The organism is uncultured Marinobacter sp. (assembly GCF_947259545.1).
In the GTDB taxonomy this organism is placed as follows: domain Bacteria; phylum Pseudomonadota; class Gammaproteobacteria; order Pseudomonadales; family Oleiphilaceae; genus Marinobacter.
Genome location: NZ_CAMYMK010000008.1, coordinates 150,448 through 175,008 on the forward strand (window position 1 = coordinate 150,448; position 24,561 = coordinate 175,008).

The 24,561-nt window shown below is 57.3% G+C and carries 24 protein-coding genes; 13 read left to right on the forward strand and 11 right to left on the reverse strand.

Translation table 11 applies throughout. From position 1 onward, the window contains the following. Positions 1–14: 14 nt before the first annotated feature. Together Q0Y21_RS12385 and Q0Y21_RS12390 are read right to left on the reverse strand one after the other, a co-directional pair. Positions 15–587, reverse strand: coding sequence for a phosphatase PAP2 family protein (locus tag Q0Y21_RS12385; protein ID WP_297795851.1), 573 nt, complete (start codon positions 585–587; stop codon positions 15–17). Beyond that, complete coding sequence (locus Q0Y21_RS12390; RefSeq protein ID WP_297795856.1) at positions 553–1,800, reverse strand: glycosyltransferase family 1 protein; 1,248 nt, start codon at positions 1,798–1,800, stop codon at positions 553–555. The genes Q0Y21_RS12385 and Q0Y21_RS12390 overlap by 35 nt, the downstream gene beginning before the upstream one ends. An 87-nt stretch (positions 1,801–1,887) precedes the next feature. Here Q0Y21_RS12390 and Q0Y21_RS12395 point away from each other — a divergent pair, with 87 nt between their 5' ends. The 4 genes from Q0Y21_RS12395 (at position 1,888) to Q0Y21_RS12410 (ending at position 6,254) form a co-directional block, all read left to right on the forward strand. Beyond that, on the forward strand, positions 1,888–2,925 hold the full coding sequence (locus tag Q0Y21_RS12395; protein WP_297795859.1) for an NADP(H)-dependent aldo-keto reductase: 1,038 nt from the start codon (positions 1,888–1,890) through the stop codon (positions 2,923–2,925). A gap of 228 nt (positions 2,926–3,153) precedes the next feature. Further along, positions 3,154–3,456: a hypothetical protein gene (locus tag Q0Y21_RS12400; RefSeq protein ID WP_297795862.1), complete on the forward strand. Its 303-nt coding sequence runs from the start codon at positions 3,154–3,156 to the stop codon at positions 3,454–3,456. Between the two features lie 138 nt (positions 3,457–3,594). Beyond that, a complete protein-coding gene (locus Q0Y21_RS12405) occupies positions 3,595–5,796 on the forward strand; it encodes an acetyl-CoA hydrolase/transferase C-terminal domain-containing protein (RefSeq protein WP_297795866.1) in 2,202 nt (733 codons plus the stop codon). After that, positions 5,796–6,254, forward strand: coding sequence for a peptidylprolyl isomerase (locus Q0Y21_RS12410; protein ID WP_297795869.1), 459 nt, complete (start codon positions 5,796–5,798; stop codon positions 6,252–6,254). Before Q0Y21_RS12405 ends, Q0Y21_RS12410 begins: the two co-directional genes overlap by 1 nt. A 22-nt stretch (positions 6,255–6,276) precedes the next feature. On the opposite strand, the gene Q0Y21_RS12415 is transcribed toward Q0Y21_RS12410, so the two are convergent. Next, complete coding sequence (locus tag Q0Y21_RS12415) at positions 6,277–7,074, reverse strand: lysophospholipid acyltransferase family protein (RefSeq protein ID WP_297797139.1); 798 nt, start codon at positions 7,072–7,074, stop codon at positions 6,277–6,279. 20 nt (positions 7,075–7,094) lie between these two features. Then, positions 7,095–7,853, reverse strand: coding sequence for a GNAT family N-acyltransferase (locus Q0Y21_RS12420; RefSeq protein ID WP_297795872.1), 759 nt, complete (start codon positions 7,851–7,853; stop codon positions 7,095–7,097). 249 nt (positions 7,854–8,102) lie between these two features. Here Q0Y21_RS12420 and Q0Y21_RS12425 point away from each other — a divergent pair, with 249 nt between their 5' ends. From Q0Y21_RS12425 to glpK, 3 genes are all read left to right on the forward strand, one after another. Next, positions 8,103–8,840 (forward strand): response regulator, encoded by a 738-nt coding sequence (locus Q0Y21_RS12425; RefSeq protein WP_297797142.1) that lies wholly within the window; start codon positions 8,103–8,105, stop codon positions 8,838–8,840. 70 nt (positions 8,841–8,910) lie between these two features. Beyond that, positions 8,911–10,485, forward strand: coding sequence for an ATP-binding protein (locus Q0Y21_RS12430; protein WP_297795875.1), 1,575 nt, complete (start codon positions 8,911–8,913; stop codon positions 10,483–10,485). Between the two features lie 246 nt (positions 10,486–10,731). Next, on the forward strand, positions 10,732–12,213 hold the full coding sequence (gene glpK, locus Q0Y21_RS12435; RefSeq protein WP_297795877.1) for a glycerol kinase GlpK: 1,482 nt from the start codon (positions 10,732–10,734) through the stop codon (positions 12,211–12,213). A gap of 12 nt (positions 12,214–12,225) precedes the next feature. Here the strand turns inward: glpK and Q0Y21_RS12440 are convergent, their stop codons facing one another. Then, the gene (locus Q0Y21_RS12440) at positions 12,226–13,299 is read right to left on the reverse strand and encodes an ABC transporter ATP-binding protein (protein WP_297795880.1); all 1,074 of its coding nucleotides are present in this window, start codon (positions 13,297–13,299) and stop codon (positions 12,226–12,228) included. Between the two features lie 4 nt (positions 13,300–13,303). Further along, a complete protein-coding gene (argF, locus tag Q0Y21_RS12445) occupies positions 13,304–14,218 on the reverse strand; it encodes an ornithine carbamoyltransferase (protein WP_297795883.1) in 915 nt (304 codons plus the stop codon). A gap of 274 nt (positions 14,219–14,492) precedes the next feature. Here argF and grxD point away from each other — a divergent pair, with 274 nt between their 5' ends. Next, positions 14,493–14,819: a Grx4 family monothiol glutaredoxin gene (gene grxD, locus Q0Y21_RS12450; protein ID WP_297795886.1), complete on the forward strand. Its 327-nt coding sequence runs from the start codon at positions 14,493–14,495 to the stop codon at positions 14,817–14,819. 4 nt (positions 14,820–14,823) lie between these two features. On the opposite strand, the gene Q0Y21_RS12455 is transcribed toward grxD, so the two are convergent. The 5 genes from Q0Y21_RS12455 to ccsA all read right to left on the reverse strand — a co-directional run bounded on the left by Q0Y21_RS12455 (position 14,824) and on the right by ccsA (position 20,855). After that, positions 14,824–15,567, reverse strand: a complete 744-nt coding sequence (locus Q0Y21_RS12455) for a TonB C-terminal domain-containing protein (RefSeq protein ID WP_297795889.1) — start codon at positions 15,565–15,567, stop codon at positions 14,824–14,826. 38 nt (positions 15,568–15,605) lie between these two features. After that, positions 15,606–17,825 carry a DUF1631 domain-containing protein gene (locus tag Q0Y21_RS12460; RefSeq protein ID WP_297795892.1) on the reverse strand — a complete coding sequence of 740 codons (2,220 nt, stop codon included), beginning with the start codon at positions 17,823–17,825 and terminating at the stop codon, positions 15,606–15,608. Positions 17,826–18,026: 201 nt separating this feature from the next. Beyond that, positions 18,027–18,629, reverse strand: a complete 603-nt coding sequence (locus Q0Y21_RS12465; RefSeq protein WP_297795895.1) for a Yip1 family protein — start codon at positions 18,627–18,629, stop codon at positions 18,027–18,029. 151 nt (positions 18,630–18,780) lie between these two features. Continuing rightward, positions 18,781–20,058: an HlyC/CorC family transporter gene (locus Q0Y21_RS12470; RefSeq protein ID WP_297795898.1), complete on the reverse strand. Its 1,278-nt coding sequence runs from the start codon at positions 20,056–20,058 to the stop codon at positions 18,781–18,783. Then, positions 20,055–20,855 (reverse strand): cytochrome c biogenesis protein CcsA, encoded by an 801-nt coding sequence (gene ccsA / locus Q0Y21_RS12475; RefSeq protein WP_297795901.1) that lies wholly within the window; start codon positions 20,853–20,855, stop codon positions 20,055–20,057. The genes Q0Y21_RS12470 and ccsA overlap by 4 nt, the downstream gene beginning before the upstream one ends. Before the next feature lie 179 nt (positions 20,856–21,034). Here ccsA and ffh point away from each other — a divergent pair, with 179 nt between their 5' ends. From ffh to rplS, 5 genes are all read left to right on the forward strand, one after another. Next, positions 21,035–22,423, forward strand: a complete 1,389-nt coding sequence (gene ffh / locus Q0Y21_RS12480) for a signal recognition particle protein (protein WP_297795904.1) — start codon at positions 21,035–21,037, stop codon at positions 22,421–22,423. A gap of 162 nt (positions 22,424–22,585) precedes the next feature. Next, positions 22,586–22,825: a 30S ribosomal protein S16 gene (gene rpsP, locus Q0Y21_RS12485; protein ID WP_012138828.1), complete on the forward strand. Its 240-nt coding sequence runs from the start codon at positions 22,586–22,588 to the stop codon at positions 22,823–22,825. Between the two features lie 27 nt (positions 22,826–22,852). Continuing rightward, entirely contained in the window at positions 22,853–23,380 is a 528-nt protein-coding gene (rimM, locus tag Q0Y21_RS12490) for a ribosome maturation factor RimM (RefSeq protein ID WP_297795908.1), read from the forward strand. Between the two features lie 2 nt (positions 23,381–23,382). Next, positions 23,383–24,141: a tRNA (guanosine(37)-N1)-methyltransferase TrmD gene (trmD, locus tag Q0Y21_RS12495; protein ID WP_297795911.1), complete on the forward strand. Its 759-nt coding sequence runs from the start codon at positions 23,383–23,385 to the stop codon at positions 24,139–24,141. 24 nt (positions 24,142–24,165) lie between these two features. Then, positions 24,166–24,522 carry a 50S ribosomal protein L19 gene (rplS, locus tag Q0Y21_RS12500; protein ID WP_297795914.1) on the forward strand — a complete coding sequence of 119 codons (357 nt, stop codon included), beginning with the start codon at positions 24,166–24,168 and terminating at the stop codon, positions 24,520–24,522. Positions 24,523–24,561 lie beyond the last annotated feature (39 nt).

Sequence of the window (24,561 nt, forward strand, 5' to 3'; positions counted from 1 at the left end):
TTACAAAGCCTGAGTCAGGCAGCGAGCAGAATCCGGAGTGGCTCGGCAAAGCTGTATACCGCGACTGCCCCCATGCATCCGCCGATCAGCGCGCCGGCGACGACATCGCTGGGATAATGCAGTCCGAGGACAACCCGTGACGCCGCCACACTCAGGGTAAACGGTAACAGCGGCCAGAACAGTCCCGGAGCCATGATGGCAATAATAGTGGTGAAGCAGGCAGCATGGAGGGTGTGGCCGGACGGGAAGCTATAGCGGTCCAGCGGCGGTGTGCCGCAATTGATGCTTGGGAAGGAAATAAACGGTCGCTCCCGGATCAGCCAGCGTTTGAGCAGTTTGTAGGTCACTGTGCAGGTGAGCCCGGTCGCCGCCATCAGCAGGGCCAGCGCCAGTCCATTGTCAGGCCGGATCAACGGCATGGCTAGAATCAGCGCGTACCACAGCCAGCCGTCACCCAGGCGGCTGATCAGCTGAAAGTAGCCGTGCACCGGCCGGAAGCGCAGGCTCTGGTTAATGGCCTGGCAGAACGCGTATTCGCGCTGGTCCACCAGGTTAAAGAAACGAGATGCTTTGGTTGTCGAGGGCATGGTCATTGGCCTTTGTGGGCTGATTGAATACCAGCTGTTCAAACTGCTCGATCTGGCTGGCCCAGTTCAGTTCCAGTGCATCCAGGCGAGCCTGGGCGCGGATTCGGTTCAGTAATGTGGGCTGGTCGGCGAGGCGCAGGGCGTTGTCCACGAAGCCCTCATCGTCTGTTAGCGATGCCTTCATGCCGTTGTCTTCCTGGCGAATATGTTCACTGGCCGCGGCATCGTCGAAGGCCACCACGCCCAGGCCGCTTGCCATGGCCTCGGTAACCACGTTGCCGAAGGTGTCGGTTTTGCTCGGGAACAGGAAAATGTCGCCTGATGCATAATGGCGTGCCAGGTCTTCCCCGCGCTGGGTGCCGCAGAAAATGTAATCCGGGTGACGTTCTTCCATCTGTTTGCGCAGTGGACCATCGCCCACCAGGATGAAGCGGGTCTGGGGGTGCAGTCCCCGGATGCGCTCAAAGCAGGCAGCGGCCATCTGCAGGTTTTTCTCGGAGGCCAGTCGACCCACATAAAGAACTCCCCGGTCACTGCCTTTCAGACCCCATTGCTGACGCAGTGCCTCGTCGCGTTTGTGTGGGCTGAACCGATGGCAATCAACGCCCCGGCTCCAGAGTCCCGTTGGAGTAATGCCCATGTCAGCGACCGTGCGCTGCATTTTGCGGGTGGGCACCAGGGTGATGGCGGTGCGATTGTGAAACCAGCGTCCATACGCGCACAGCAGCTTTTCCAGGAACCCGGCTCCGTAGTATTGGCTGTAGGAGTGAAAGTTGGTGTGAAAACCGGAACTGACCGGTATGCCCAGCCGTCTGGCTGCGGTGACGGCTGCCACGCCCAGGGGACCCTGGGTGGCTACGTAAACGGCGTCCGGACGTTGCCTTTTCCAGAGCCTGGTCAGCGACCGGGCACCGGCGATGCCAAACCGCAGGTCGGGGTAGCCGGGCAAGGGCAGTCCTGTCACTACGTGTTCAGCGGAAAACAGTTGATCACCGGCGTGGGCCACCTGTCCTTTGGCTTCATGCTGCTGACGGGGCCGTACCACCGTTACGCTGTGCCCGCGTTGCAGCATGCCCTGGCACAAGTGCCGCAAGGTGTTAGCCACACCATTGATTTCCGGAGGAAAGGTCTCGGAAACGATGGTAATGTGGCTGCTGCGCCTGATGGCCTGCGATGGGTTGGTCACGGTGCGTCCTGTGTTGCCCTGAATCATGGTTCCACTATGAAAAGTCGCTGTGACAGTTGTGCGACAACCCCGTGACAATCTGTTTACCTTTTGACCAGACGAACCGGAGTATCTATGCAGACGCGCAAGCTCGGTAGTACCGATATCAATGTCAGCCTGATTTGCCTCGGCACCATGACCTGGGGCGAGCAGAATACGGAACGGGAAGCATTTGAGCAGCTGGATCTGGCGGTATCCGAAGGCATCAATTTCATTGATGCGGCGGAAATGTATCCGGTGCCGCCACGGGCCGAAACCCAGGGGCGGACTGAGCAGTATCTGGGCAACTGGCTGGCTCGCCGCGGCCGCCGGGATGATCTGGTGATCGCGTCCAAGGTGGCCGGGCCGGGTAATGGCCTGAGCTATCTGAGGGATGGGCCCCGCCTGACCCGCGATCATATCCGCCGGGCCTGTGATGACAGCCTGCAACGCCTGCAGACGGATTACATTGATCTCTACCAAGTGCACTGGCCAGACCGGAATACCAACTTTTTCGGCAAACTGGGTTATGCCCATAACTCCGAGGAGCAGTCGACGCCGATTGAGGAGACCCTTTCGACTCTCGACGAATTGGTGAAAGAGGGCAAAATCCGTCATATCGGACTGTCCAATGAAACGCCCTGGGGCGCCATGGAATACCTGAGACTTTCCCGGGAAAGGGACTGGCCCAGGGCGGTGAGTATCCAGAATCCCTACAATCTGCTGAACCGCTCCTATGAAGTGGGGATGGCAGAAGTGTCACACCGGGAGCAGGCTGGGCTTCTGGCTTATTCGCCCCTGGCGTTTGGCACGTTGTCCGGCAAATACCTGGACGGACAGCGACCACCCAAGGCTCGTCTGACCCTGTTCGAACGTTTTAGCCGTTACGCCGGCGGCCGTGGCGAGGCGGCAACCCGCGCCTACGCGGATCTGGCGAGGGAGCATGGTCTGTCACCGGCACAACTGGCGCTGGCCTGGGTGAACAGCCGGGATTTTGTCACCAGCAACATCATTGGCGCTACTACCATGGAGCAGTTGCGGGAAAACATCGGGTCGGCTCGCATCACCCTGGACCGCGAGGTCATTGACGCCATTGAGGCTCTTCATCAGGAATTTACCTATCCCTGCCCCTGAATGACTGGGCCCCGGCGCTTTTTTCAGAAAGAGGGTCGGGGCGCATTTGTGCGTGGTGTGATACGTGGAAGGGCTTAAAGATTAATTTTTGACATGAACGCTTTCATTTGGTGACAAAAAACCGACTACTTTGTGTGCGAATTCACATCTTTCGGACCTGGAATCATTAGACTTTAGCCTTATACGAACGTAAACTGCTGCTCTAATAAAAAGGTCGTCAGAAGTATCATGATTATCCGCATTTTTGTCACGCTGTTAGCTCTCAACATGGTTGCATTCGTCGTTCGTGCCGAAGCGGAAGAACGAGTCGTTGCTGAGGATGTATACGAACTTCAGGAACGGATGGCAGGGGATTTTGAGCGCGACGACTCCGAAGACGCACTGGCCGAAATTGGATCCCGCCTGTTGAGTCTCAGCTTGTATCGTTCCGAGTCCGGAAAGAAGCGCTACGCCTCTGATCGGGCCCGTGCGGACCACGGTGTTGCCCTGTTGGAAGAGGGTGCGGCCCTGAATCTGAAGTGGAATTTCTGAACGCTAACCTACCACTGCAATCTTCCCCGAATTCATCGTTATAGCCTCCGAATAAGTCGCCTGGCTCATTGCCTGCGTGCACCTCTCATGTGATGATCCTCTCCGGAACCCTCTCGAAGGTTAAAAAGGAGTATGGATATGGTCGCGGACGCCCCGTTACGACTGAGCGATACCAATGCCTGTGTGGACGCTGTTATTGAGCGGGTGGGTAAGAACATTACCCTCGGATTGCCCCTGGGACTGGGTAAGCCCGTTCGGTTTGTGAATGCGCTCTATCAGCGTGCCAAGGACGACCCTTCCATCAACCTCCATATTGTGACAGCGCTTTCGTTGCTTGCTCCGCATGGCAGTTCTTCTCTGGAAAAGCGGTTTCTCGGGCCGTTCGTGGAGCGTTTGTACGGCCGTACCCCGGAATTGGCATACGCTCGGGACGTGAGCGCCAATCGCCTGCCGGACAACGTCCAGGTGTCTGAGTTTTTCTTCAAGGCGGGATCATTCCTTCACAACACTGGCCAACAGCGCCATTACGTCTGTACCAATTACACCCACGCCGTGCGGGATTTGATGGCCCTGGGGGTAAATGTGATTGGGCAGATGGTGGCGCCCGGAGATGGCTCCGGACAGGTCAGTCTCAGTTCCAATCCGGACCTTTCCCTGGATTTGTTGCCTCTGATGCGTGAGCGGGAAGCCGAGGGTACGCCGGTCGCAATCATCGGGGAGCTCAATGAATATATGCCGTTCATGGGCCATCATGCGGCGATTGGAGAAGACGAGTTCGATGTTCTCCTGGAGCATCGGGCGTCTGATTATCCACTGTTTTCCGCGCCGCAAATGGCAGTGAGTCCGGAGGATCACCTGATCGGTTTCTATGCCAGTGCCCTGCTCAAAGACGGCGGCACCTTGCAGGTGGGAATTGGGTCTCTGGGGGCAGCGTTGGTGCACAGCACTATCCTGCGGCACAAGCAGAATGATGACTGGAGAGCGGTTTTCGATCACCTGAAAATCGCGGACAGGTTCCCCGTAGCAGCACAGACCGGCGGTATGGGCCCGTTCCGGGAAGGGCTTTATGGGTGCAGCGAAATGATGGTGGATGGCTTCTACTATCTGCTGGATGCTGGCGTACTGACCCGCGAGGTGTATGACCATGCAGGTTTGCAAACACTGATCAACCGGGGCGATATCAGCCACCAGGTAACCCTGGAAACGCTTGATGTCCTCCGCCGGGAACAATTGATTGATTCCCCGATGCGGGCCAGGGATGTGCGCTGGCTGACCCGTTTCGGCATTTTCAGGGACGCTGTCGAGTTCAAGGGCGGTCGGTTGAGGATAGGGGAGCAGTCGCTGGACGCGGATCTGGATAACCCTGACGCCAGGGAGGCCATTCGTACCCTGGCGCTGGGTGATCGTCTGACCGGCGGTGTGGTTATGCACGGCGGTTTCTATGTCGGGCCGGAATCCTTTTATCAGGCGCTACGGGATTTGTCCGCCGAGGACCGTGAGCGCATCTGCATGACGAGCGTGAACTTCATCAATCATCTCTATGACCACGCCTTTGGCAATCAGCGGTTAAAGGCTGCCCAGCGTGTTCATAGTCGGTTTATCAACTCAGCGATGATGTATACCCTCAGCGGCGCCGCCGTTTCCGATGGCCTGGAAGACGGTCGTGTGGTCAGTGGCGTGGGCGGGCAATATAACTTTGTTGCCATGGCCCATGAGCTGCCCGGTGCCCGCTCTATTCTGACATTGCGAAGCACCCGCCAGTCCGGTGGTGAGACGCTATCCAATATTGTGTTCAGTTATGGTCATTGCACCATTCCGCGACATCTGCGGGATATTGTGGTGACCGAATATGGTATTGCCGATCTGCGGGGCCAGTCTGACGAACAGGTATACCTGAGGCTGATCCGCATCGCTGACTCGCGTTTCCAGCAGGATTTGTTGAAACAGGCCCAGAAGGCAGGCAAGGTGGCGTCGGATTTCACGCTGCCCGCTGACTGGTGCAATAACACGCCGGCGTCGGTGCGTGAGGCGATCAGCTGCAGTGGTAACGATCAGTTGTTCCCGGCATTTCCTTTCGGCCGTGATTTCACCGACGAGGAGCTGACTCTGGGCAAGGCGCTGAAAACCCTGAAGGCCGCAACCTCGACCCAACGTGGTAAACTGGCGACCTTGTGGCACGCCTTCCGGGAAAAAGATGAGGAGGGTCGTTACTCGTCACTGTTGCAGCGTATGGGGCTGGAGAATCCCCGGGGGCTGAAAGCCAGGCTGGATCGGCGCCTGGTCATTCATGGCCTGCGCACACTCGACACACCATCGAATACGGGAAGCAAAGAGACCTGATGCAAAAACCTGATGTTTTTACCGTTCACTATGTCCTGAAGAACAAGATCGGGGAGCTGGTTGATACGTCGGAAGGCAGTGAACCATTGCACTTCCTCTACGGCAGCCAGGGCGTAATCACCGGCATTCAGGAAGCGGTAAAGGACCGGAATGTGGGGGACTGTCTGGAAGTGACCGTGCCGCCCTCCATGGCCTATGGAGATCACAACCCGGAATTGATTCGCACGGTGCCACGCTCCATGTTTGAGGGGGTGGAGAACCTCGAGATCGGTATGAAGTTCCAGACCAACACCGGAGACAGCGCGCAGATCGTGCAGGTGGTGGGTATCGACGGTAATCTGGTGAAGGTCGACGCCAACCATCCGCTGGCGGGCTTTACCCTCTACTTTGATCTGGAGATTGTCGGTCGACGGGAGGCCACGGAAGAAGAGGTGACGCAAGGGCGCCCGCTTTACTGAATGGCGGTTTGGCTGTGCGGCGCTATGCCTGCTGACGCACAGCCTCCTTACCTTGCCGGTCTTCCTCTATGGCCCGTTCCCGATAGATCTGTTGCACCCCGGCGGCAATCATTTCCCGTAATTGTTCCGTTGCTTCCGTCAGTGGGCGGTTGACCTCGACCCGGATGGGCGGGTGAAAGACGATGGTCACATCCACCGCTGGGTGACGAAGCAGGCGCGGCAGGTGGCACTGGAACTCATCATCGCCGATAAACGGTGCCAGGTGGTCGGGTCGTCCATCTCGTGTGTAAGCGATGCTGATGCCCTGCAGGGCAACACCGGCATCCGCCGCAGCCTGGAGCAACCGGCTGTGAAACGGAAGCACGGAGAGTCCCGCGCTGGTTGTACCTTCCGGAAAGATCAGTACCGATTGCCCCCCGCTCAGAGTGGAGGTGATTTCCTGTTTGGCTTCCCGGGCCTTGCCACTGCCGCGGACAATGAACAGGGTGCCTGCCTGTCGCGCAAGCCAGCCAATGACTGGCCAGCGGCCAACCTCCGCCTTGGACAGGAACCTAAGAGGCGTGGTCCCACCGAGGACCGGTATGTCCGACCAGGAGATGTGATTGCTCACCAGCAGCACCGGGCCAGAGACAGGCATGCCTTGCTGACGAACCCGCAGGCCCAGGCAGCGGCTGGCGCCGTGGAAGCAGAAACGGGCGACGGGCGCACGATCAATAGCCCGGCGGGTAATCGTTTCCACTATCCCGCAGGTGATTGCGATCAGGGCGGTTGCGAAGAGAAAGGCGGAGAACAGTGCCAGTCTCAGCATCAGTCGAATCATTCCCACGGGAATCTCCCTCGTTAGACCTTGCCCATAAAGTGTCGGCTGTAGCGTGAGGCCAGGCGGCTGACTTCCAGCACCACCAGCATGTCGGCGCAACGGAACTCGGGGTCCCAGCAGGGCTCTCCGCAGACTCGGGCTCCAAGGCGCATATAGGCCTTGATCAGCGCCGGGACGTTCACCGGGCGCTCTTCGCTGACCGGATGGGCCAGGTGGGGCAGCTCCCGTTTAGGAGTCACCCGAAATCCCTCATCGGACATGAACTCCCGCTGCAGGTAGCGGGCAATGTTCCAGGCTTTCAGTCCACCATCCGACATGCTGATACTGGCGCAGCCAATCAGGTAGTCCACCCGGTGCCTGACCAGATACTCTGCCAGGGAAGCCCACAGCAGTGTGATGGTGGCGCCGTTGCGGTAATCCGGATGGACGCAGGTTCTGCCAAGTTCTGCCACGGTGCCTGTGAGCTGGTGAAAGGCGCTCAGGTCAAACTCGCCTTCCGAGTAGAAGCCACCTGCCTTCGCCGCATTGCGCTGATGAAGGATGCGGGTGGTGGCGACCAGCTCGCCGCTGACCTGGTCGGTGACAATCAGGTGGTCGCACCAGGCATCGAAGCTGTCTGCATCAATACCCGGGGTCTTGGCTCCGAGATCGGAGTCGTATTCCTCGGAAAAAACCCGGTAACGCAGGCGCTGTGCGGCTTCCACGGTTGTTGGGTGGGTGGTTATTCCAGCCTTCAAACGCCGGGCGGGGCGGGTGATGCGTACGGATTGCGCGCTCATAACCTTGTCTCATTGTTGCCGTTTCCAGACAAGGCTATGAACTGGGTATGACAGCGGAATGACCGCCCGATGACGACTCGGTGACAGTCGCTTTGGGACAAATATGGATGCGAAGTATGTCACGAGCTGTAACAGAGGGGATGTTCCATGTATATTTCTGAATAGCATGTATAATTGCTGTTACAGCAGGTTGCCTGTATTGTCAGGAACTGAGTGCTTCTTCATGAAACCGGAATAACAAAACCAGAGATGGACGGCGTGGAACAGACAAACGAAAGTTGGCGAATTCTCATTGTCGAGGATGATGAACGGCTGGCAGAGCTGACGCGGGAATATCTGGAGAGTAACGGTCTGACCGTTTCCCTGGAGACCCATGGCGGCCGTGCAGTCGAACGTATCCGCAGCGAGCAGCCTGATCTGGTTGTTCTTGATCTCATGTTGCCGGGAGAGGACGGCTTGTCCATTTGTCGCCGGGTGAGGCCTTTTTTCCAGGGGCCGATCATCATGCTCACTGCCCGTACCGATGACCTGGATCAGGTACTCGGTCTGGAAATGGGTGCGGACGACTACATTGGCAAACCGGTGCAGCCCAGGGTACTGCTGGCGAGGATCCGTGCCATGTTGCGACGGATTACCGAAGGCGGCCAGGGCGGGGCTGACGAGGCCAATGGCGAAGAGCCGGTCCGGCTTCAGTTCAATGACCTGGTGGTGGACCGTTCCATGCGGGAGGCCTGGTTGAGTGATGAGAGTATTGAATTGACCAGTGCCGAGTTTGACCTGCTCTGGTTGTTGGCCAGTAACGCCGGTCGCGTACTCAGCCGCGAAGAGATCTTCACGGCCTTGCGGGGTATCGAGTATGACGGTCAGGACCGCTCGATTGATGTCCGGGTGTCACGGATTCGTCCCAAGATTGGCGATGATCCGATACATCCCCGTCGCATCAAGACGGTTCGCAGCAAGGGCTATCTGTTTGTAAAAGAAGCCTGAACCATCAGTCTCTGGCGCTGGTTGTGTCCTTATTGGGGCGGGGCCGGCGTTTGTTGCCAGGGTTATCCCAATGCCCCTGAAGTTCTTTCTAAAACTCTACGCGCGCCTGATTGGTCTTACCCTTTTGGTTCTGCTGTTGTGCGCGACCCTGTTTATGGGGGTCAACTCGGTTCGTTCACAGTTCTGGAATGAACGCTTTCCTGAGCCGCTGATGCGCTGGCTTGCGGATACACCGGCTCCCCTCCTGCAATATCACTGGCTCCAGTCCCTGTATGATTTTCAAGTGTCGGCTCCCGGTGACCTGTCTCTGTCCAGGGTCACGCTGGAACGGCTTGGTTATGATCAGGTTGTTACCAGGGATTCCAGTATTGGTCGGCAGGTTCTGATTCAGAATGCCGATGGTTCAGTGCTATCACTCCGCTTCCGGGACATCTATCGTGACGTGGCCGAGGCCGTATCACTGATTGTGCGGCAACATCTTGACCAGGTCGGTGCGAGTGGCCAAGAGCTGATGGCCGCACGGTTGGAAGACGCTTTCCGCATTTCCCTGTCACGGGTGGAGAATCCGGATAGTGTGCCGGATTCCGAAGTGCTGGAGCGCGTGTCCGAGCGGGGCCTGTCTTTGTACCAGAAGAACGCCAGCGATCCGGCCAGTGTGCTCATCCGGCTCGAGGACGGTTCTCTGGTCAACCTCACCATGCCGACACCTTTCGATCCGTGGGCCTGGCCGGTGATCCTGCTATTGGTCGCGGTTAGTGGTGGCATATTGGCGCTTGTGCTGTACCTGGCAATGCGGGCGGTTGACAACAACCTTCGGGCAGTCGAATCCGTTGCCGTTCGTATTGCCAGGGGAGAAATGGGCGCTCGTGTGGATGCCGGAGACAGTAAACTGGTGTCCCGCCTGGCGGCTGCGTTCAATGGTATGGCAGAACATATCCAACGGCTGGTTGGGGTACAGCGGGAGATGATCCATGCCGTATCCCACGAGTTGCGTACGCCGGTGGCCCGTATCCGCTTTGGCGTGCAGATGATTGAGGGAGCCTCTACTCCGGAGGCCTTGCACAAGCAGCTGGAAGGCATTGATGGCGATATCCAGGAACTGGATGAACTGATCGATGAGATTCTGACCTATGCCCGCCTGGAGCAGGGCGGCCCGGTCTTTGCGCTACAGGAGGTCTCGGTAACGGACATTGTTCGCCAGGTGGTGGAGGAGCAGCAACTGATTCGCCCGGAACTGACGATCGCTGCAAGAATCGACGATGAGTCTGAGCGGTGGGGCTTGTCTGATGTAGAGCCTCGCTACATTCACCGTGCGATCCAGAATCTGGTTGGAAATGCCGGCCGGTACGCCAGTGGCACGGTAGAGGTGTGTTGCCATTTTGATGAGGACAACTGCCGGGTGGATGTCGAAGACGATGGCCCCGGTATTCCTGAAGAGGACTGGGAGAAAGTCTTTACTGCTTTTGCCCGCCTGGACGATAGCCGTACGCGTACCTCCGGTGGTTACGGTCTGGGATTATCCATCGTTCGCCGAATCCTGTACTGGCATGGCGGGCAGGCTTTTGTCAGTCGCAGCGATGCACTTGGTGGCGCAAGGTTCAGTCTGGTATGGCCCCGTAAAAAGCCGGTGGATGCCATAGTGTGAACCGTGTCTCGCTCCCTCACCTGATGTAACAATCGGCATACACAACCTCAACGGAATGCCGACGTTCACTTGTCCATAATTCGCAGTGTAAGGGATGACTTTTGAGGTTGTAGTTCTTACGAACTTTCCTTGTTTCATTCGTCATTTGAGGGCCGGTTTTTACCGGCCCTTTTTTTTGGTGTTTGTTTTTGGTTTGTTCGTGCCCTCCGCTGTTAGAATCATGGAAAAACAACGGAGTACCAGACCATGCCTGACTACCTTCTTGCCATTGACCAGGGAACCACCAGCTCACGCGCCATCGTGTTCGATGAGACCGGTACGAGTGTCGCAGTAGCCCAGCAGGAGTTTCATCAATACTTTCCCCGGGATGGCTGGGTTGAGCACGATGCCGTTGAAATCTGGGACAGCACACTGGCGGTGTGTCGTGAGGTGCTGGAGACGGCAGGTATAGACGCCGCCACCCTGGCGGGTATCGGTATAACCAACCAGCGCGAAACAACCATTATCTGGGACCGGTTCACCGGCAAGCCCATTCATCACGCCATTGTCTGGCAAGACCGCCGCACCGCTTCAGTCTGCACCAAGCTGAAGACAGACGGCTATGAAGACCTGGTCGTCGAGCGCACCGGGTTGCTGATTGATCCCTATTTTTCCGCTACCAAGATCGCATGGATCCTGGATAACACCGACGGTGCGCGGGCCAGGGCCGAGGCCGGCGAACTGGCATTCGGCACTGTCGACAGTTGGTTGCTGTGGAACCTCACCGACGGCCGTTCCCATCTGACCGATGCCACCAACGCTTCCCGTACTGCGTTGTTCAACATCCATGAGCAGGCCTGGGACGACGAGTTGCTCAAGATGTTCCGCGTTCCAAGGGCATTACTGCCAGAGGTCCTGGATTGTGCAGCGGATTTCGGCACGACGGATGAGGCATGCTTGGGGGCGCCGGTGAAGGTTGCAGGTATCGCGGGTGACCAGCACGCTGCGTTGATCGGTCAGGCCTGTTTTGAGCCCGGCATGGCGAAAAGCACTTACGGGACCGGCTGTTTCCTGATGCTTAACACCGGAAAGCGGGCGTTACGTTCCGAGAACCGCCTGTTGACCACCATGGCTTATCGGCTGGACGGCGAGCCCTGCTATGCCATGGAAGGCAGCATCTTTGTGGCGGGTGCGGCCATGCAGTGGCTGAGGGATGGTCTGAAGCTGATCCGCCATGCCAGCGAATCCACCGCCTGTGCCGAGCAGGTGGGAGTGGATAACCCGGTGTACCTGGTGCCGGCCTTTACCGGTCTGGGGGCGCCGCACTGGGACCCTCACGCCCGCGGGGCGATCATGGGGCTGACCCGGGATACGGGGATAGCCGAGATTGTGACGGCCGGGCTCCAGTCCGTGTGTTACCAGACCAAGGATCTGGTGCGCGCCATTCAGAACGATGGTGCCAGTCTGCAGGCATTACGGGTTGACGGTGGCATGGCCGTGAACGACTGGGTCATGCAATTCCTGTCGGATATCCTGAATGTCACGGTTGACCGACCCAGGGTGACGGAGACTACGGCGCTGGGCGCTGCTTACCTGGCGGGGCTTCATACCGGCGTTTACAAGAGCCTGGATGAGATTGCCCGGTTATGGGAGCAGGAGCGGCGGTTCGAACCCGCCATGAAGCCGGCCTTGAGGGAGTCGCTATACGCGGGCTGGCTGGATGCAGTGGAGCGGGTCTGTAACAACTGACCGCCTGTCTGTTCAGGCGGTTCGCTCAAAGGCAATCAGGTGATCGGCTTCCACGCTCACCGGTACCGATTCGCCCAGGTGAAAATCCAGGTGGCTACGGAACAGGGCTTCGAATTCTGTGTCTTCCGAGCAGCGGAAGCGGTACAGGGTTGAGGTGCCGGCAAACGTTTTCTCGACCACCTTGGGTTTGAGGTCGGAGTCTGCGTCGTAGACGATGTCGTCCGGGCGTATCAGCACGTCGACCAGCGTGCCGGGAGGCCACTTGTAGGCCCGGTTACCGTGAATAATCCCCAGTTCCGATTCAATAGTGTCCGGTCCCAGGGCCTTTCCGGGGATGAACCCTCCCTGACCGACAAATCCGGCTACAAACCGGTTGGCGGGTTCATGGTAGAGGTTGTAGGGCACGTCCCACTGTTGAATGCTGCCGTCTTTGAGTACGGCCACCTGGTCGCACATGGCAAAGGCTTCCTGCTGGTCATGGGTGACCAGGATGGCACTGATGCCCAGGGTTTTGAGAATGTCCCTGACATCCAGGCTCAGGCGCCTGCGCAGGTCGGTATCCAGATTGGAGAAGGGCTCATCCAGCAGGATCAGAGTGGGTTCCGGGGCCAGCGCCCGAGCCAGGGCGACCCGCTGTTGCTGACCGCCAGACAGCTCATGAGGGTAATTGTCTGCAAGATCCTGCAGGTGCACGAGGGTCAGCAGTTCCATGACCTTCTGGCGTTTTTCGCGGCGGCTTTCCTTGTGCAGGCCGAAGCCGACGTTGTCGGCTATGGTCAGATGCGGAAACAGCGCGTAATCCTGGAATACCATGCCAATGCGCCGTTTTTCGGGCGCCACCATCCGCCCGGGCAGGCTGATGGACTGTGATTGCAGGCGGATTTCCCCGGCATTGAGCGGCAGGAATCCGGCCAATGCACGGAGTATGGTGCTTTTGCCACAGCCACTGGGGCCCAGCAGACATCCAATGTCGCCGTGGCTCAGTGCAAAGCTGACGTCTTTGACGACCGACCCATTACCGTAGCCGCAAGACAGGTTATTTACTTCCAGCAGCCAGTCAACGGGAAGGTCCGCGCTAAGGCTCATTCGGTCAGTCCAGCTTGTTGAGGATCAGGAATTCAAGCAGCGCCTTTTGCGCGTGCAGGCGGTTTTCTGCCTCATCCCACACCACGGAACTGGCGTGTTCCATCATGTCGGTGGAGATTTCCTCTCCCCGGTGAGCCGGCAGGCAATGCATGAAGAGTGCATCCTTGTCTGCCAGAGACATCAGATCGGGACTGATCTGGTAGCCCCGGAAGGCTTTCTCCCGTGCTTTTTGCTCATCTTCCTGGCCCATGGAGGCCCACACGTCAGTGACCAGAAGATTGGCACCGCGGGCCGCTTCGGCCGGGTCGCGTATGATGGTCACCCGATCACTGTGTGCCTGCATCAGGGACTCGCTGGGCTCGTAACCTTCGGGACAGGCAACGCGCAGGTTAAAGCCGAACTGGGTGGCGGCGTTGATGTAGGAATGGCACATGTTGTTGCCGTCGCCTACCCAGGTCACCGTGGCGCCACGAATGCTGCCCCGGTGCTCGCGGTACGTCTGCATGTCAGCCAATAACTGGCAAGGGTGGAAGTCGTCGGTCAGGGCGTTGATGACCGGAACGCGGGACGCGTTGGCAAATTTCTCCACCGTATCGTGGGCAAACGTGCGGATCATCACTGCATCCACCATGCTGGAAATGACAATGGCGGAGTCCTCAACAGGCTCGCCCCTTCCCAGTTGGGTGTCGCGGGGGGACAGGAACAGTGCGGCGCCCCCGAGCTGTGTCATCCCGGCCTCAAACGATACCCGGGTACGAGTGGATGATTTTTCGAAAATCATCGCCAGAACCCGGTTCTTCAGGGTGTCCCGGGTAGCGCCACTGCGCCATTCCTTGCGAAGCTTGCTCGCAAGGTCCAGCAGGCCCTCAAGCTCGCTGGCTGTCATGTCATTCAATGTCAGAAAGTGTCTTGCTGCCATGTTCTGGACCTTTATCAAACGAAAACCTTGCCGCACAGGAAAACAACAACACGCCAGACTGCGGAAGAACCGCACCGGCGGGTGAACGTAACGGGAGTTGCCTGAAAGACAGGGGCTTAAGTCTAGCCCTTCGGGCAGGTGATGACAACGGCGCTGCCGCAGTGGTTGCGCTGGGTCAAGCAGGGAGTTTGGTGACCCCGTTGTGCGACGTGTACAATAAGCTCCAGGTACATTGCCTCCAGGCAATTCCGTTTTCAATCAGAGGTGAGTGTTCATGGACATTAATGAAACCATTAAGAGCCAACTTGAGGGTAACCCGATCATTCTGTACATGAAGGGTACTCCGCAGGCTCCACAGTGCGGTTTCTCCGCAAAAACCGTCCAGGCTTTGATGGCCTGCGGTGAGCGCTTTGCGTTCGTCAATATTCTGGATAATCAGGAATTGCGTGAAGGCCTGAAGATCTACTCCAGCTGGCCGACTTACCCGCAGCTCTATATCAATGGCGAGTTGGTAGGTGGTTGCGATATCGTTCTCGAGATGTCCGAGAGTGGTGAGCTGGCCAAGGCCGTCAAGGAAGCAGCGAAGCAGGCTGAAGCCTGATCCGCTAGTTTTCCAGGCGCTCCGGGGAGAACAACAGTTCAACCCGGTAGCGTTGTTGTCCTCCTTCCCTGGTTGGTGGTTCCGGATAGGGGCTGGCTGCCAGCGCAGCCCGATAAGCCGCGCCATCGATCGCCTCCGTGCCGCTTGTTCGGCTCACGTCTGCCTTGATCAAGGCGCCATTGTTTAATAAGTGCAATTCCATTTCCATGGCAACCGGCGCGGTTAATTTCCGCAGAGCCGGAATACGGCTGCGTTTCAGTTCGTGGGCAACGCGCGTGGCGAGCCTGATCACGTAAGCGTCGGTTTCTTTCGGAGCTTCTGTCATTTGTACGATATCCCGGCGTGACTCGGCCACCGGTGAGTCGGAGGGAGCGCCGGCAGCGGTAGACGGCGATGGGGTAGTTTGTGGAGCTGTCTCCGCGGCCTGAGGGGACTCGTTTGCGGGTGGTGACGTCGTTGATGCAGGTTCGGGCGTTACCCGGTGTCGCTCCTGACGCGAGTTCACGGTTGCCGTGTTTGTGACGGGGGCTTCCGCGTGAGTCTCTCCGGCGCTGGCGGAAGTTTCGGGAGTCGCTTCGCTGCCGGCCGGAATGAGCGCGATGGTCATCGTGGGGGGCGGTTGTTCTGTGGGTTCATGCGACAAGGGGATGGCTGACAGACCAAGGGTGTGCAGAAACAATGCCAGGGATATGGCAAAGGCAATGCGATACCTGGCCGGAAGGCTGGTGCTGCTGCCATAGTCCAGCATGGTCTGTCAGGCACTCCAGATGATAAAGGATTGAGGGCTTATCCCGCCCTGTTTCGCAAATTGCCGACAACAGCGTCCAGCGCCCGATCAATCAGTGCCCCCTGTTCCAGTACGGTCAGGCGACCCCGCCGCATCTCATGGGCCAATTCAACGCGACTCTTCTCAATAACCTTGAGCCCCATGCGGTTAACGAACACAAAGCAGTCCGCTTCCTCAATAATGGCTGACAGTTTGCAACGGAAGCTGGCGCCATTGACCAGATTGAATTCCACCCAGTTGCCGATTTCGATGTTGTCAATCTGGGCGATGTATTCGGCAATCGCTGCTTCTTCCAGTTCCTGCTGTCGCTCAACCGCGGTTGGCGGCGGTTGCTCCGGCTCCCCATAATAGGTATCCGGTATGTCTTCGCGGGCTTCTGCCTGCGCGTTCGCCCGGAACGCTTCTGTCAGCTCATGCTTGAGTTCGCTCATCATTTCGTCGAGCTTTGAGGAATTGTAGGAAACCTCCTCCAGCCCGGCACGAAGCGACTTTATCAGCCCGGGTACGACCCGAACCCACTGGTCGCGTTCTTCGTCTTCCTGGTGAGGGTGCAGGCACCAGATCAGGTCGTCGACCACCCTTACGGATTCGAGCCAGCGGTGCTCAACATCATCCCTTAGATAGGCCAGGAACATGACCCGGCTCCAGCCGTTAACCAGAATATTGTTAATTGAATCCGGGAGGTGGTAGCGCGCCACTTTCTCTTGCAGGACCCGATCCACAGTTTCCTGGGCTTTCTGGGACTTGATGCGGCCCCGTTCCGATTCCCGGGTTCTTTGCTCAACCAGGGAGGCCTTGCGGTTCTCCCTGGCGAGATATTGTTCAAACTCTTCTCCGAGCCGTTCAAACAGGGACAGGTCACCATCAAACTCGTTCAGTATCTGCTGCACGATGCTGTGGATCTTGTCGTAGAGCTTGTCACGGGCTTTCTCGTCGCTGTCGCTCCAGCCAATACCTGCGCGGGCCAGTGAGTTCAGCAGTCGGCGTGCCGGGTGTGTTGCCTTGCTGAAGAAGCTCTTGTCCTTGATGACCACCTTGAGAATCGGGATCTGCAGCCGGCTGATCAATACCTGGATTGGCGCAGACAGGTTGTAGTCGTCGAGGATGAATTCAAAGAGCATGGAGACAAGGTTAATCAGATCCTCATCCAGTTCATTCAGCGCGGGCTTCTTGCCATCCCCTGTGGCGTTTCGGGCCAGCAGTTGTTCCACCACCTGCCGTAGATCCACGGTTAGCGGCTCTCCTGCACTCAGGTTATCGGGGTGGGACGTTGTTGGTTGTTGGGGGAGGGCGCTCAGTAAGCCAATCAGCTCTGCGTCGCCGATGACATGAATGTTGGGATCTGACGCGCGAGGAGGGATACCGGCGTTGGCCCTCTGTAGCGCAAGCATTTGCCGGATCTGGTCGAAAATCGCACTGCCACCGGCCTGGCTGGAATCCTGGGATTGCTCGCCGGCGCTACTGCCTGAGGATGCTGGTTCGGCGGTCTCGCCCTTAGCCTTCTTATGCTGCTGACCCGCTTTGCCATGGTAACGGAAATTGGGTATCACCCCAGCCTGAATCAGAATTCGGTTGGCTTCATCCAGCAACATGCCAAGGTTGGAAACGACATAGCGATCAAACTGTTTTAGCAGGATAAGCCGTTCACGAATCTGGATTTCCAGGGCCTGAATGGCTTCGATGAAGGCGCGACACAGGTGTTCCGGAGCCATTGGGTTAACGGGTAGCTCTTCGCTGGACTCCGGATAGACTTCGCTGAAGCGGGTCTGAAGTTGATGCAGGGGCCCCTGGAAATGTGCCTTGGCCTTGGTGATCATGGCGTTGAGTGCGACCTGTTCTTCCAGATCGTCCTTGCCCACCAGTGAAAGGCTGTCCGCTGAGGGCTGTGTTGCCTGGCTGTCTTCACTGGCGACGATACCGCTGCGGGGCGGGTTGGCGAAACTCTGGGCAACGGCATTCTGGAAGTGTCGTTCCACCCCCTTGCGCTTGATGCGGATTTCGCGCATCGCTTCAAAATACCGGTTCTGTTCGTTGTTGCTGCGGGCGTTGTTGGCGAGCTCGAACAACGAGTCATCAACCGCGTCAAAGGCACCCTGTAACAGGTCCCCCAGTCCGGCTACAACGGTGTCACGGATCCTGGTTACCTCTGCAGGTACGGGGCGGGAGCTGCCCGCCTCTCTATGCTCGCGGAGATAATGTATGCCGGACTGCTTATTCATGGCCGACTCCTGTTTGCGCCTTAACCGGATACATGACCGAGCTTAATGATTGAGTTTCTATTTATCAGTTAAATCTACCGCATTTTTGCGTGTCGTAACATGGCTGAATGATAACAGGCACATGTTGACATAATATTTCAGGGCACCCCGAAGGGTGCCCCGTTTATGAGTTGTGGCATGTGCTGAGCTGTGCTTCCGGTCCTAATGGACGTAAACGGGGCCAATGCCAACGCTCCAGATCACCACACTGATTGCGAGCAGGGCCACCAGCATGACCAGTCCGACGGTCAATACTGAGGATGCAAACATGAAGCCCCTGTCCTCCGGAATCTTCATCAGGATCGGGAGGCCTTCATAAAGAAGGTATACAGCGTATGCCACTGCTACCAGTCCAACGCCCATGTTGACCCATATATTGGGGTAGGCGGCAATCACGCCCAGCAGAAACATCGGGGTGGCTGTATAGGCTGCCAGGGTCACGCCACGGGGGGTGCGATCCTTGACTTCGTAGGTGGCGGCAAAGAAATCGATGAATTTGCCGAGTACATAGATACCCGCCAGCATGGCTGCATAAAACAGAGCTGACAGTTGCAGGCCGCTGGTGACCGTCAAGCGGGTAACAGCGCCATCTCCAATTTGCCAGCCGACCTGGGTCGTACCCACAAAGCCTGCTACAGCGGGGATCAGGGCCAGAATGAGAATATGACCGATATACAGTCTGCTAACGGATTCGGAATCCTGGCGGATAGACTCCCATTCGCGGTCAGGGTGAGTGAACAGGCCAACAGTATGTGTCAGGCTCATGGACAGACTCCTAGTGATTGTTGTTATGTCGCACGCCTCTTCAGTCTTGGTGGAATGTGGGTGTCGGTCAAGGAGTCGGTTAAATTTTGATCTTCTAACCCGCGGGCGGTTATAACAGTATGATCTAGGCAGTATCGGCGGATGGGGTGGGTCAGAGCAGGGAGCGCTTCTTGCGGCGGCTGGGGTGGACAATGGCCGCCTTGACCACATTGTCCTTGATCTGCAGGACCTCGATACGATGGCCGGCGACTTTCAGGCAGACATTGGTTTCGGGGATGTTTTCCAGGGTTTCGGTGATCAGGCCATTGAGGGTTTTGGGGCCATCCGTGGGCATTTTCCAGCCCAGGGTTTTATTGATGGTTCTGAGGGCAGTGGCGCCGTCAATAATAAAGGTGCCGTCGTCCTGGGGGATGATGTCGGGGCTGGTTGCTGCGTAATCGGTGGTGAACTCGCCGACAATCTCTTCAAGAATATCCTCAAGCGTGGCCAGCCCCAGTACGTCGCCGTATTCATCGACAACGATTCCGAAGCGGCGTTTTCCTTTCTGGAAGTTGATCAGTTGGGTATTCAGCGGCGTGCTCTCGGGAACGAAATACGGTTCCTGGCACAACTGCATGATCATGGCCTTGTTGATCTCATCGTGGAGCAGCAATTTTGAGGCACTGCGAAGATGCAGGATGCCCTGGATGTTGTTGACGTCGCCTTTGTAGACAGGAAGCCGGGTATGCTGGCTGCTGCGAAGCTGTCGCAGGATGGTGTCCAGTTCGTCGTCCAGGTCAATCCCGACCACATCGTTCCGGGGCACCATGATGTCGTTTACCGTCACGCTCTCCAGGTCAAGAATGCCCACCAGCATGTCTTTGTGCTTGGCAGGAATAAGGGCGCCGGCTTCGTTCACCACCGTGCGGAGTTCTTCCCGGCTCAGGTGGTCATTGGCAGCATCCTGGGGTGAGATGCCGAGGACTTTCAGAATGGCTCCGGTAAACAGGTTAACCGCCCACACCAGGGGGTAAAGGGCTTTGAGCAGTGGCCCGAGTATATGGCTGGCGGGAAACGCGATCTTCTCCGGGAACAGGGCGGCAAGGGTTTTCGGGGTCACCTCGGCAAAAATCAGGATGACCAGTGTCAGCAGTATGGTGGCAATCGCAATCCCTGCATCACCCCAGATGCGAATAGCGATGACGGTAGCGATGGCGGATGCCAGGATGTTGACGAAGTTGTTGCCTATGAGAATCACGCCGATCAGCTGATCGGTTCTCTGCAGGAGTCCCTGAGCACGTTTAGCGCCCTTGTGGCCGGTTTTGGCCATATGCTTCAGCCGGTATCGGTTAAGGGACATCATTCCGGTTTCGGAGCTGGAGAAAAAAGCCGACAGAACGATGAGTCCAACCAATATGCTGAAGAGTACGGTAAGAGAGGTTTCGTTCATCGGTGGAACACCAGTTCAAGTACAAATTTGCTGCCGTAAAAGGCCAGCATCAGCAGTGCGCAGCCCGCGAGAGTCCAGCGACTGGCGGTGATGCCGCGCCAGCCTTTGGTGTATCGCCCAATCAGAAGGGCCACAAACACCACCAGGGACAGCAGGGAGAACAGGGTCTTGTGGGCCAGGTCCTGGGCAAACAGATCTTTAACGAACAGCGCTCCGGTAACGATAGCCAGAATCAGCATGATTACGCCGGCCCAGACCATTTCAAACAGCAGGGATTCCATGGTCTGTAGCGGTGGCAGGTTGCGAACCAGCAGGCTGTTGTAGTTGCGCTTGAGCTGGCGATTCTGGAAATAAAACAGTGTGGCCTGAATGGCAGCCAGGGTGAACAGGCTGTAGGCTGTCACGGACAGGGCAATGTGAGAGAGCATGCCGTAGCTGTCTTCCGGTACCAGGCGGGAAGGAGTGTGGGTGATCAGTGACAGGATGATCGTAAGCCCGGCCAGCGGATAGGCACCCAGGAACAGGCTCTGAACTGGCTTTCGAAGGCTGAGTCCCAGCAGTAGAAAGACAATCAGCCAGGAAATGAGTACCGAGCTCTGGAAGAAACTGAAATCGAAACTGCCTTCCTGGTAAACGGTCTGGCCAAGCAGTAAACCATGACCGGTCAGGGCTAATAGGCCAATCAGCATGGTGATGGCTGCATTGGTATGGACGCGCCCCCTGAAGCTGAGTGCTTGCAGGGCAGTACCAATGCTGTACAGAAAAAGAGAGGTGACCGCGAGAATCAGCGTTCCCATGACTTCCTTTAACCACTGTCTGACTGGGGATCGGTGCGGATAGTCACCGATTTGACCGGGTTGGTCGTTTCAGGGCGATAGTCTGGTTATAATGTCGCGATTATGCAACAGGAATCAAGGAGCCGGGTTCCGGCTTTGTGGTTTGTGCACTCAATTTATCCGGGGTACGGAAGAGCAACATGTTTGAAAACCTCCAAGACCGACTTTCCGGTAGCCTGCGCAAAATTTCCGGCCAGGCGCGGCTTACCGATGACAATATCAAGGACACGCTGCGCGAAGTGCGAAAGGCGCTGCTGGAGGCAGACGTTGCCCTGCCGGTGGTCAAGGACTTCATAGAAGGTGTCCGCCAACGCGCCGTCGGCCAGGAAGTGCAGCGCAGTCTTACGCCGGGCCAGGTGTTCGTAAAGGTCGTCCAGCAGGAACTTGAGCGGGTCATGGGTGAGGGTAATGAATCCCTCAACCTGTCTGTGCAGCCGCCAGCGGTCATTATGATGGCTGGCCTGCAGGGTGCGGGTAAAACCACAACGGTGGCCAAGCTCTCCCGATTGCTAAAGGAGCGCCAGAAAAAATCGGTGATGGTGGTCAGTGCCGACATCTACCGCCCTGCCGCTATCCGGCAACTGGAAACTCTGGCCGGTGAGGTCGGGGTGGAGTTTTTCCCCAGTTCCTCGGATCAGGATCCGGTGGACATTGCCGAAGGCGCCATCGCAGCAGCCCGTAAAAAGCATATAGATGTCGTGATCCTGGATACGGCCGGTCGCTTGCATGTGGATGAGCAGATGATGGGCGAGATCGGACGACTGCATAAGGCGGTCAACCCGGTGGAAACCCTGTTCGTGGTCGATGCGATGACCGGTCAGGACGCTGCCAATACCGCCAAGGCCTTTAATGATGCCTTGCCGCTGACCGGTGTGGTGCTGACCAAGACCGATGGCGATGCCCGTGGCGGTGCGGCGCTGTCAGTGCGCCACATTACCGGTAAGCCCATCAAGTTCCTCGGTATTGGTGAAAAGTCCGATGCCCTTGAGCCTTTCTACCCGGATCGGGTGGCTTCGCGGATTCTGGGGATGGGGGATGTGCTCTCCCTTATAGAGGAGGCTGAGCGCAAGCTGGACCAGAAGAAGGCCCAGAAGCTGACCAAGAAGATCAAGAAGGGCAAGAGTTTCGATCTTGAGGACTTTCGTGATCAGTTGCAGCAAATGAAAAGCATGGGCGGTGTTGCCGGCCTGATGGACAAGCTGCCGGGTATGGGGCAGATGGCCCAGGTGGCCCAGCAGCAGGTGAATGACAAGTCCATGGGGCAGATGGAGGCGATCATTTGCTCTATGACACCGAAAGAGCGTCGTTACCCGGATGTCATCAATAACTCCCGCAAGCGCCGTATAGCGACGGGGTCCGGCACCCAGATTCAGGATGTGAACCGTCTGCTCAAGCAGCACAAGCAGATGCAGAAGATGATGAAGAAATTCGGTAAAAAAGGCGGTATGGCCAATATGATGCGAGGCCTTGGTGGTATGATGCCTCCGGGCGGAGGCGGTGGTGGTATGCCGCCATTTGGCCGTATGTAGAAAGCCGTACGCAGAAAACCGGGTTTCACTGAGTTTCCCTGTTTTCATTGGCGCTTTTTTAGCATAGAATAGCGCCCCTTTCGAGTATGGGTCTTCACGCTGGCCAGTTTTGGCGGGTGTGAATCGTACAAAGTTCGTACAACAGAACAGGATATTGGTTAAATGGTAACAATCCGTTTGGCTCGCGGCGGCTCAAAGAAGCGCCCGTTCTATCACCTGACAGTCACCGACAGCCGCAAATCCCGCGACGGTCGTTTTATTGAGCGTGTTGGCTTCTTCAACCCGGTTGCCCGTGGTCAGGAAGAGCGTCTGCGCGTTGATCGTGATCGTGTTGAGTTCTGGCTGGGCCAGGGTGCTCAGGCTACCGATCGCGTTGCCCAGCTGCTGAAGGGCGCTGAGTAATTACGCTTTAACACCGGGGTTGATGGCATGACACAGCATTCGCAGGAAACTGTGATTGGCCGGATTACCTCGGTATTTGGGGTCAAGGGATGGCTTAAGGTTTATTCCTACACCGACCCCAGGGAAGGAATACTGAACTACCGCGACTGGATTCTGGTCCTTAATGGTAAGCGTATTCCGGCCAGGCTTGAGGAAGGTCGCCGCCAGGGGCAGGGGATCGTCGTCAGGCTGAAAGGTATAAATGATCGTGATCTGGCGCACACCTACTGTGGTGCGGAGGTCAAGGTTCCGACCGCTGAACTGCCGGCGCTTCCCGAGGGGGAGTACTACTGGCACCAGCTGGAGGGGCTTGATGTCTTCACTGTCGAGGATGAATGCCTGGGTGTGGTGGATCATCTGATCGAGACAGGCTCCAATGACGTTCTGGTGGTGAAGTCCAACGAGGCTTCCATCGACCAGCGTGAAAGGCTGATTCCCTATCTTCCGGATCAGGTGGTTCGGGAAGTGGATCTGGCCGCGAAGCGCATGGTTGTCGACTGGGATCCGGAGTTCTGAGGGTGTGGATTGGCGCAGTCAGTCTGTTCCCGGAAATGTTCAGTGCGGTAACTGATTATGGCATTACCGGCAGGGCAGTTCGTGATGGTCTTCTGACCTTTAAGAGCTGGAACCCGCGGGAATTTACCCATGATCGTCATCGTACGGTGGATGACCGGCCCTATGGTGGTGGTCCTGGCATGCTGATGAAGATGCAGCCTCTGCGGGATGCGATCCATGCGGCCAGGGAATCGGCACCCGGCAAAGCCTGTGTTGTTTATCTCTCACCCCAGGGTGAGACGCTGAATCAGTCTGTTGTTGAGTCCCTTGCGGCGGAAGAGCAGTTGATTCTGGTGGCGGGCCGTTACGAGGGTGTCGACGAGCGCCTGATATCGGCAGAAGTCGATCGGGAAGTGTCGCTGGGGGATTTTGTCCTGTCCGGTGGCGAGCTGGCAGCCATGGCTGTCATTGATGCGGTTACGCGCCTCATCCCCGGAGCGCTGGGTCATGCGCAGTCGGCAGAGCAGGATTCCTTTGCCGACGGTTTGCTGGATTGTCCGCACTACACCCGGCCCGAGGTTTACGAAGGTCAGGCGGTGCCGGATGTTTTGTTAGGCGGTCACCATGATCAGATCCGGCGTTGGCGGCTCAAGCAGTCGCTGAGGCGAACCCGGGAGCGACGCCCCGACCTGCTGGAAAAGCGGGTGTTGACGGACGAAGAGCGTGAGCTGCTGGAAGAGATTTTGAACGAACCGGGTGCCTCTGAATCATCAGGGCATTAAAAGATTGGGTATCAGGAGCATACGATGAGCGGCAAGAACAACATCATCAGTCAACTTGAAGCAGAACAGATGACCAAGGAAATCCCTGCGTTCGCGCCGGGCGACACCGTGGTTATCCAGGTTCGCGTAACTGAAGGCAACCGTGAGCGTCTGCAGGCGTTCGAAGGCGTTGTTATCGGTAAGCGTAACCGTGGCATGAACTCTTCCTTCACTGTTCGTAAGATTTCTTACGGTGTGGGTGTCGAGCGTACTTTCCAGACTCACTCCAAGCTGATCGACAGCATTAAAGTGAAGCGTCGTGGTGATGTGCGCCAGGCCAAGCTTTACTACCTGCGCGACCTGTCTGGCAAGGCAGCTCGTATCAAGGAGAAGCTGGGCTGATCAGCATTGTGCTGAACAGAGTGCTTCAGGAAAAGGCAG

Excerpts from the sequence above, each read along its gene's own strand:
- Q0Y21_RS12385 (WP_297795851.1), bottom strand. The coding sequence starts at position 587 with ATGCCCTCGACAACCAAAGCATCTCGTTTCTTTAACCTGGTGGACCAG.
- Q0Y21_RS12390 (WP_297795856.1), bottom strand. The coding sequence starts at position 1,800 with ATGATTCAGGGCAACACAGGACGCACCGTGACCAACCCATCGCAGGCC.
- Q0Y21_RS12395 (WP_297795859.1), top strand. The coding sequence starts at position 1,888 with ATGCAGACGCGCAAGCTCGGTAGTACCGATATCAATGTCAGCCTGATT.
- Q0Y21_RS12400 (WP_297795862.1), top strand. The coding sequence starts at position 3,154 with ATGATTATCCGCATTTTTGTCACGCTGTTAGCTCTCAACATGGTTGCA.
- Q0Y21_RS12405 (WP_297795866.1), top strand. The coding sequence starts at position 3,595 with ATGGTCGCGGACGCCCCGTTACGACTGAGCGATACCAATGCCTGTGTG.
- Q0Y21_RS12410 (WP_297795869.1), top strand. The coding sequence starts at position 5,796 with ATGCAAAAACCTGATGTTTTTACCGTTCACTATGTCCTGAAGAACAAG.
- Q0Y21_RS12415 (WP_297797139.1), bottom strand. The coding sequence starts at position 7,074 with ATGATTCGACTGATGCTGAGACTGGCACTGTTCTCCGCCTTTCTCTTC.
- Q0Y21_RS12420 (WP_297795872.1), bottom strand. The coding sequence starts at position 7,853 with ATGAGCGCGCAATCCGTACGCATCACCCGCCCCGCCCGGCGTTTGAAG.
- Q0Y21_RS12425 (WP_297797142.1), top strand. The coding sequence starts at position 8,103 with ATGGACGGCGTGGAACAGACAAACGAAAGTTGGCGAATTCTCATTGTC.
- Q0Y21_RS12430 (WP_297795875.1), top strand. The coding sequence starts at position 8,911 with ATGCCCCTGAAGTTCTTTCTAAAACTCTACGCGCGCCTGATTGGTCTT.
- glpK (WP_297795877.1), top strand. The coding sequence starts at position 10,732 with ATGCCTGACTACCTTCTTGCCATTGACCAGGGAACCACCAGCTCACGC.
- Q0Y21_RS12440 (WP_297795880.1), bottom strand. The coding sequence starts at position 13,299 with ATGAGCCTTAGCGCGGACCTTCCCGTTGACTGGCTGCTGGAAGTAAAT.
- argF (WP_297795883.1), bottom strand. The coding sequence starts at position 14,218 with ATGGCAGCAAGACACTTTCTGACATTGAATGACATGACAGCCAGCGAG.
- grxD (WP_297795886.1), top strand. The coding sequence starts at position 14,493 with ATGGACATTAATGAAACCATTAAGAGCCAACTTGAGGGTAACCCGATC.
- Q0Y21_RS12455 (WP_297795889.1), bottom strand. The coding sequence starts at position 15,567 with ATGCTGGACTATGGCAGCAGCACCAGCCTTCCGGCCAGGTATCGCATT.
- Q0Y21_RS12460 (WP_297795892.1), bottom strand. The coding sequence starts at position 17,825 with ATGAATAAGCAGTCCGGCATACATTATCTCCGCGAGCATAGAGAGGCG.
- Q0Y21_RS12465 (WP_297795895.1), bottom strand. The coding sequence starts at position 18,629 with ATGAGCCTGACACATACTGTTGGCCTGTTCACTCACCCTGACCGCGAA.
- Q0Y21_RS12470 (WP_297795898.1), bottom strand. The coding sequence starts at position 20,058 with ATGAACGAAACCTCTCTTACCGTACTCTTCAGCATATTGGTTGGACTC.
- ccsA (WP_297795901.1), bottom strand. The coding sequence starts at position 20,855 with ATGGGAACGCTGATTCTCGCGGTCACCTCTCTTTTTCTGTACAGCATT.
- ffh (WP_297795904.1), top strand. The coding sequence starts at position 21,035 with ATGTTTGAAAACCTCCAAGACCGACTTTCCGGTAGCCTGCGCAAAATT.
- rpsP (WP_012138828.1), top strand. The coding sequence starts at position 22,586 with ATGGTAACAATCCGTTTGGCTCGCGGCGGCTCAAAGAAGCGCCCGTTC.
- rimM (WP_297795908.1), top strand. The coding sequence starts at position 22,853 with ATGACACAGCATTCGCAGGAAACTGTGATTGGCCGGATTACCTCGGTA.
- rplS (WP_297795914.1), top strand. The coding sequence starts at position 24,166 with ATGAGCGGCAAGAACAACATCATCAGTCAACTTGAAGCAGAACAGATG.